Origin of the sequence: Tardiphaga sp. 813_E8_N1_3, from assembly GCF_051811025.1 — a bacterium.
Lineage (GTDB): Bacteria > Pseudomonadota > Alphaproteobacteria > Rhizobiales > Xanthobacteraceae > Tardiphaga.
This window is the reverse complement of the sequence record NZ_JBPWQE010000001.1, coordinates 3,464,608-3,471,722: the sequence shown is the minus strand read 5'-3', so window position 1 is coordinate 3,471,722 and position 7,115 is coordinate 3,464,608. Positions and strand designations below refer to the sequence as shown.

Annotated in this window: 5 protein-coding genes; 4 read left to right on the top strand and 1 reads right to left on the bottom strand. The window is 63.4% G+C overall.

Going from position 1 to position 7,115, the window contains the following annotated elements; genetic code table 11:
• Positions 1–55: 55 nt before the first annotated feature.
• Positions 56–550: a hypothetical protein gene (locus tag AB8A33_RS16615; RefSeq protein WP_199712089.1), complete on the bottom strand. Its 495-nt coding sequence runs from the start codon at positions 548–550 to the stop codon at positions 56–58.
• A gap of 275 nt (positions 551–825) precedes the next feature.
• On the opposite strand from AB8A33_RS16615, the gene AB8A33_RS16610 reads away from it, so the two are divergent.
• The 4 genes from AB8A33_RS16610 (at position 826) to AB8A33_RS16595 (ending at position 7,042) form a co-directional block, all read left to right on the top strand.
• Positions 826–1,836: a Gfo/Idh/MocA family protein gene (locus tag AB8A33_RS16610; protein WP_089266940.1), complete on the top strand. Its 1,011-nt coding sequence runs from the start codon at positions 826–828 to the stop codon at positions 1,834–1,836.
• A gap of 78 nt (positions 1,837–1,914) precedes the next feature.
• Positions 1,915–3,066 (top strand): DegT/DnrJ/EryC1/StrS aminotransferase family protein, encoded by a 1,152-nt coding sequence (locus AB8A33_RS16605; RefSeq protein WP_120290687.1) that lies wholly within the window; start codon positions 1,915–1,917, stop codon positions 3,064–3,066.
• A gap of 43 nt (positions 3,067–3,109) precedes the next feature.
• Positions 3,110–4,642 carry a murein biosynthesis integral membrane protein MurJ gene (gene murJ / locus AB8A33_RS16600; RefSeq protein WP_120290689.1) on the top strand — a complete coding sequence of 511 codons (1,533 nt, stop codon included), beginning with the start codon at positions 3,110–3,112 and terminating at the stop codon, positions 4,640–4,642.
• A gap of 102 nt (positions 4,643–4,744) precedes the next feature.
• Entirely contained in the window at positions 4,745–7,042 is a 2,298-nt protein-coding gene (locus AB8A33_RS16595; protein WP_439093748.1) for a xanthine dehydrogenase family protein molybdopterin-binding subunit, read from the top strand.
• Positions 7,043–7,115 lie beyond the last annotated feature (73 nt).

Here is a 7,115-nt window from a genome sequence, read left to right as displayed (position 1 = left end):
CCCGATGATCGGGGGCTTTTCATTTGGTTACGTACGGTTGAACTCGTTGGTGCACCTAAATCTTCTGCCCCGCCGGCGCCTTCGGTGCAGCGGGCACCACGCCACCACCGCTCCCACCCACATCAATTCTGATCCGCTGAACCTCCGTGCGCCCGGCTGGATACTTCACCTCGATGGTCACTTCGTCACTGCCGACGAAGTCGGCCTTCGATTGATAGAAGGCGATGAACCCCGGCACTTCGAGCGCGAGGCACTGCTTGTAGTTGGTGGCGCTCACCTTGCCGCGCTTGATGCTGACGGTGCCGTTCGCGGGTGGGGTCACCATGCGCAAGGCGGGCAGGGTGCCCGAGGTGCAGTCGGGCTGGACGTTGAGATAAACGCCGACCTGGAAGTTGCGCGCGGTCGGCCCCTTGGCGGTCCGTTCGACGACAGATGGTGTCGCTGCAGGCGGCAGGGGCGAGGGCGTCTGCGCCCAAAGGGCGGTTCCGGCACCGGTTCCCGCCAGAGTGCTTATGACGAGACTCAGCGCGGCGACCGGCTTGCGAAACATGGAATTTCTCTCGATTGGCAGGTGATAACGGCGCGTCGCGACATCCCAAGGATGCAGCAAAAGTGCTGTCATATCAATGGATCGGACGCCCGTGGGCCGGGTCGACGAGGGGCGGTTGGCCGGTCTCACGGTTTGGTGTAATTCTTTGAATCAAAACGTGTTTGGGTAGCTCCGCGGGGCAATCGCCACATCTGTGGCGGGCATGCTAGGAGAACCCACGGCGCCAGTATGGTGAATCGGCCGCGCCGGCTCTTAAGAATTCTGAGGTTTGTTGAATGGTGTCGAAAGAAACTTCCGCAGCGAAGGATGCGGTGCGCACGCTGCGGGTCGGCGTCGTGGGCGCAGGTGTCATGGGCACCAATCATGGCCGCGTGCTGGCCGGGCTGCCGGGCATCGAAATGGTCGGCATCGTCGATCCCATGCTCGAACATCGCACCCGCGCCGAGAAACTGATCGGCTGCAAGACCTTTGCCGATCTGGACGCACTGCTGGCCGCTGGCGTCGATGCCGTGACCATTGCGGCGCCCACTCACTTGCATCACGAAGTCGCGCTGGCCTGCATCGCCAAGGGCATCCATGTCCTGGTCGAGAAGCCGATTGCGTCCACCGTGGAAGAGGGACGCGAGATCGTCGATGCCGCGCAAAAGGCTGGCGTGACTCTGATGATCGGCCATGTCGAGCGTTTCAACCCTGCCGTCGCCACCATCAAGAAGGCGATCGAGGGCGAGGACATTCTGTCGATCGGCATCACGCGCGTCGGCCCGTTCCCGCCGCGCATGTCCAATGTCGGCGTTGTCATCGATCTCGCCGTGCATGACATCGACCTGATCCGCTGGTTCACCGAGAGCGACATCGTCGAGGTGCAGCCGCAGCTGGCTTCCGCCGTCGCCGAGCGCGAAGATATCGCGCTGTTGCAGTTCCGCACTGCATCCGGCGTGCTCGCCCATATCAACACCAACTGGCTGACGCCGTTCAAGGCGCGCACCGTCACGGTCGCGACGCGCGGCAAATATGTGATGGGCGATCTGCTGACCCGGCAGGTCACCGAATGTTTCGGCTTCAAGACCGACGGCAGCTATTCGATGCGGCATCTGCCGGTCGGGCAGGACGAGCCGTTGCGCGCCGAATTGATGGCGTTTCTCGATGCGGTGCGCACCGGCGGCGTGCCGGCGGTGACCGGAGAGGAGGGTGTCGCCTCCCTCGAAATCGCGATCCAGTGCCTGGAAGCGCCAAAGAAGCGCGCGGCCACGGCATCACGCCCGGCGCCCCGCAAGGTGGTTGGCTGACGCAAGCGCGACCCGGCGCATGCATGCGCCGGCGTCCAATATCCAGACTTCAACACGACACTCTGCAGGCCAGGCATCATGAACCAGCACACCCGCATCGACCCCGTTCCCTTCATCGACCTCAATGCGCAGCGTCAGCGGCTGGGTGCGTCGATCGACGAGGCGGTCACCCGCGTGCTCAATCACTGCCAGTTCATCAACGGCCCGGAAGTCACCAAGTTGGAGGCCGAGCTCGCCAAATATTGCGGCGCCAAGCATGTGATCAGCTGCGCCAGCGGCACCGACGCGTTGATGATGGTGCTGATGGCCAAGAAGGTCGGCCCGGGCGACGCCGTGCTGTGCCCGTCCTTCACCTTCTGCGCCACCGGCGAGGCCGTGGCACTGGTCGGCGCGTCGCCTGTGTTCGTCGAAGTCGATGAAGTCACTTTCAACATCAGTCCCGAGTCCGTGAAGCGTGGCATCGCCGCGGCCAAAAAGGCCGGTCTGAAGCCCCGGGCGATCATCCCGGTCGATCTGTTCGGCCAGCCCGCCGATCTCGATGCGATCAACGCCATCGCCGAGGCCGAGGGCATGTTCGTGCTCGAGGATGCCGCGCAGGCCTTCGGCGCGACCTATAAAGGCAAGCGCATCGGTACCTCGGCGCTGGCCACCACCACCAGCTTCTTTCCGGCCAAGCCGCTCGGCTGTTTCGGCGACGGCGGCGCGATCTTCACCGATGACGACCAGCTCGCCGAGGACCTGCGCAGCATCCGCATCCACGGCCAGGGCTCCGACAAATACGACAATGTCCGGTTGGGGATCACCGGCCGCCTCGACACCATCCAGGCCGCGGTGCTGCTGGAAAAGCTGAAGATCTTCGACGACGAAATCGCCGCCCGCAACAAAGTAGCGGACCGCTACGCCCGCAGCCTCGGCAACCTCGTCACGGTGCCGCGTGTCGCCGAAGGCAATACGTCGATCTGGGCCTGCTACGTGATCCGCCTGCCCAAGGGCACGGACCGCGACGCCTTTGCCAATGCGCTGAAGGCGGAGGGCGTGCCGACCGCGATCTATTACGCTAAGTCGATGCATATGCAGACCGCCTATAGGGACTATCCGGTTGTCGATGGCGGCCTGCCGGTCTGCGAGGCGCTGTCGGCCGACGTCATCAGCTTGCCGGTGCATGCCTATCTCGACGAGGCCACCCAGGACCGCGTCATCCAGGCTGTGCGCGACGCGCTGGCGACCTAAGTTGAGCATTTTGCACCGCCGCTTCATGCTGTAGAAGCGGCTGATGCTGGGACGCATTTTCACCGTCGGCGGATATACGCTGCTCTCGCGGATCACCGGCTTCGCGCGCGACATCATGCTCGCGGCGATCCTTGGCGCCGGGCCGGTGGCCGACGCCTTCTTCGTGGCGCTGCGGCTGCCCAATCACTTCCGCGCCATTTTCGCCGAAGGTGCATTCAATGCCGCCTTCGTCCCGGCCTATGCCCATGTGACGGGAAAGGGCGGCCCGGCATCGGCGCATTTGTTTGCCGATCGCATCTTCACGCTGCTGTTCGCATCACAGGTCGTCCTGCTCATTTTGGCCATTCTGTTCATGCCGCAGGCCATGAGCGTCCTGGCGCCGGGCTTCACCGATGATCCCGCGCAGCGTCATCTCGCCATCGAGCTGACACGCATCACCTTTCCCTATCTGCTGCTGATCACGCTGGTGACGCTCTATGGCGGCATGCTCAACGTGATGCAGCGTTTCGCCAGTGCTGCTGCGGCCTCGATCTTCCTCAATATCTCAATGATGGCGACACTGGCGCTGGCTGCGTTCTTTCCGAGTGCAGGTCACGCGGCGGCTTGGGGCGTGTTGATCTCGGGCTTTCTGCAATATTTCCTGCTCGCCGGCGACTTGCAGCGCCATGGCGGACTTCCTCGTTTTGCGCCGCTGCGCCTCGACGAGGATGTGCGGGGCTTCTTCCGCGCGCTCGGCCCGGCGACGCTGGGCTCCATGGGCACGCAAGTCGCATTATTTGCCGACACCATCATTGCGACCTTCCTGCCGGTCGGCGCGCTGTCGGCGCTGTATTATGCCGACCGTCTCAACCAGTTGCCGATCGGGGTGATCGGCATCGCCATCGGTACGGTGCTCTTGCCGGAAATGTCGCGGCGGATGGCGGCAGACGATCACGTCGGCGCCATGGGCGCGCAGCGCCGCGCCTTCCTGTTCACGCTGTTGTTCTCGCTGCCCTTCGTCGCCGCATTTCTCGTGGTGCCCGATGTCATCATGCGGGCGATGTTTGCCCGTGGTGCCTTCACCAAGGCCGATGCTGCCGTCGCTGCGGCGACGCTCGCCGCCTATGCCATCGCGCTCATCCCCTTCGTGATGATCCGCAGCGCGGTCGCAACTTTCAATGCCCGCAAGGACACCACGACGCCGATGATCGCCGCGCTCACCGGCATCGCCGTCAACGTCGTCTTGAAGATCGTGCTGATGGGACCTCTGGCGCAGATCGGCCTCGCGCTTGGCACCGCGGCGGGAGCCTGGATCAATCTGCTGCTGGTCATCTTCTTCGCCATGCGGGCCGGTTATCTCGAATTCGACCGCGCATTCCTGCTGGCACTCGGCAAGTTCGTGCTCACTGGTGTGGTCCTCGCCGCGGTGCTGTGGGGGACGGCGCGTCTTGCGGCGGAGCAGTTTGCGGGCCTCACCAGCCTCCGCGACGAAGCGACGCTGGGAGTTCTCATCATCGTGACCGTCCTGGTCTATTCGGCATTGGTCCTGATGCTTTTCGGCAAAAGCTGGTTGCGCAGCCTGGTCCGCGCCAGATAGCTCGCTTCATCGTGTCCCAAAGTCGGGCAGGGCAACGCCCCGTGCCACTTGCCGCCATCCTCCCGCAGTGTAGATTGAGTCTAAACTGCAAGCGGAGGAACGATGGCTCCCATCAAATTCGGCGTCGGACAGAGTGTCCTGCGCAAAGAAGACGACGCCCTCATTCGTGGCCGTGGCCGCTATACCGACGATCACGCGCCCACTACGCTGCATGCCCTGGTGCTGCGCTCGCCGCACGCCCACGCCAGTTTCACCATCGATGTCAGCAAGGCGCGCACGCTTCCAGGTGTCGCCGCGATCCTGACGGCGGAGGACACCAAGGGCCTCGGCGGTCTGCCCTGCCTGTTCAATCTCGAGGATCATCCTTTCACCGGACCGGATTATCCGATCCTCGCCGCCGGGGAAGTCCGTCATGTCGGCGACGCCGTGGCCTTCGTCGTTGCGGAGACTGTAGCGCAGGCGCGTGATGCGATTGAGGCGATCGAGGTCGACTGGAAGCCGCTGCCGTCCGTGAACGGTCTGGTCAATGCCGTCGTCAAGGGCGCGCCGCAGGTATGGGCCAAGCATCCCGGCAACATCCTGTTCGATGTGCCGATCGGCGACAAGAAGGCGGTCGATGCGGTGTTCGCCAAGGCGCCAGTTGTCGCCGAGGTGAAGATCGTCAATCCGCGCGTCATCATCAACTATATGGAGACCCGCGCGGCGATCTGTGAATACGACGCCAAGCGCGATTACATGACGCTGACCATCGGCAGCCAGGGCAGCCATCGTCTGCGCGACATCCTCTGCGATAACGTGCTGAAGATGCCCAAGGATAAGATGCGCGTGATCTGTCCCGATGTCGGCGGTGGTTTCGGCACGCGGCTGTTTCCCTATCGCGAATATGCGCTGGTGGCCTTTGCCGCCAAGAAGCTCGGCAAGAATGTGAAATGGGCGGCGGATCGCACCGATCACTTCCTCGGCGACGCGCAGGGCCGCGACAATGTCACCCATGCACGCATGGCGCTTAGCGAGGACGGCAAGTTTCTCGCCATGGATGTCGACCTGATGGCCGACATGGGCGCGTATCTGTCGACCTTTGGACCTTACATCCCGCATGGCGGCGCCGGCATGTTGCCGGGTCTCTACGACATCCAGACATTCCATTGCCGCGTGCGCACGGTGTTCACCAATTCTGTGCCGGTGGATGCCTATCGCGGCGCCGGCCGTCCGGAGGCGGCCTATGTCGTCGAGCGTCTCGTCGATCAATGCGCGCGCAAGCTCGGCATGTCGCCGGATGCGATCCGCCGCAAGAACTTCATCCCGCCGAAGGCGATGCCGTACAAGACCGCGACCGGCAAGGTGTACGACTCCGGCGATTTCACGGCGCATATGAAACGCGCGATGGATGTCGCGGGCTGGAAGGAATTTCCAAAGCGGGCCAAGGCCGCGAAGAAGGAGGGCCTGGTTCGCGGCATCGGCATGGCCACCTATGTGGAAGTCTGTGGCACCATGGGCGACGAGACCGCCAATGTGGCCCTTGGCGCCGATGGCGACATCATCATTTTGATCGGCACGCAATCGACCGGGCAGGGTCACCACACCGCCTATGCCCAGATCGTCGCCGAACAGTTCGGTGTGACACCGGACCGCGTCCACATCGTCCAGGGCGACACGGCGAAGGTGGCGACCGGTCTCGGTACCGGTGGCTCCGCATCGATCCCGACCGGTGGCGTCAGCGTGCAGCGCGCCACCAGGCAGCTTGGTATCAACCTCAAGGAGCTCGCGGCGGATATGCTGGAAACCAGCGCCGCCGACCTCGAGATCGATGGCGGCGTGGTGAAGATCGCCGGCACTGACCGCTCGGTATCATTCGCCGATCTCGCTAAGAAGGCTGATCCGTCGAAGCTCAATGCGTCGGAAACCTTCAGCAGCGCCGACGGCACTTTCCCCAACGGCACCCATCTGGTCGAAGTCGAGATTGATCCTGCGACCGGCAAGATCGCCATTGTCAATTACGTCATCGTCGACGATTTCGGCGTCACGCTGAATCCGTTGCTGCTGGCCGGCCAGGTTCATGGCGGCACCATGCAGGGCATCGGCCAGGCGCTCATGGAGCAGGCGATCTATGATCCCGAGGACGGCCAGCTCGTCACCGGCACTTTCATGGACTATGCGCTGCCGCGCGCGGCCGACGGCGCGCCGATCTCGTTCGAGACCCACAACATCCCCTGCGTGACCAATCCGCTGGGGGTGAAGGGGGCGGGCGAAGCTGGCGCCATCGGCTCCTGTCCGGCTGTGATGAACGCCATCATCGATGGTCTCTATCGCGAATACAAAATCGAGCACATCGACATGCCCGCAACTCCTGAGCGGGTGTGGATGGCGATCCGCGAGCACGAACGGCTCCACACGCTGTAAAGCGCCGCCGCCGGGAATAGCCGGATGGCGGCGGGGTTCATCTACATGTTGCGAACTAGTCCTAATTGAATTC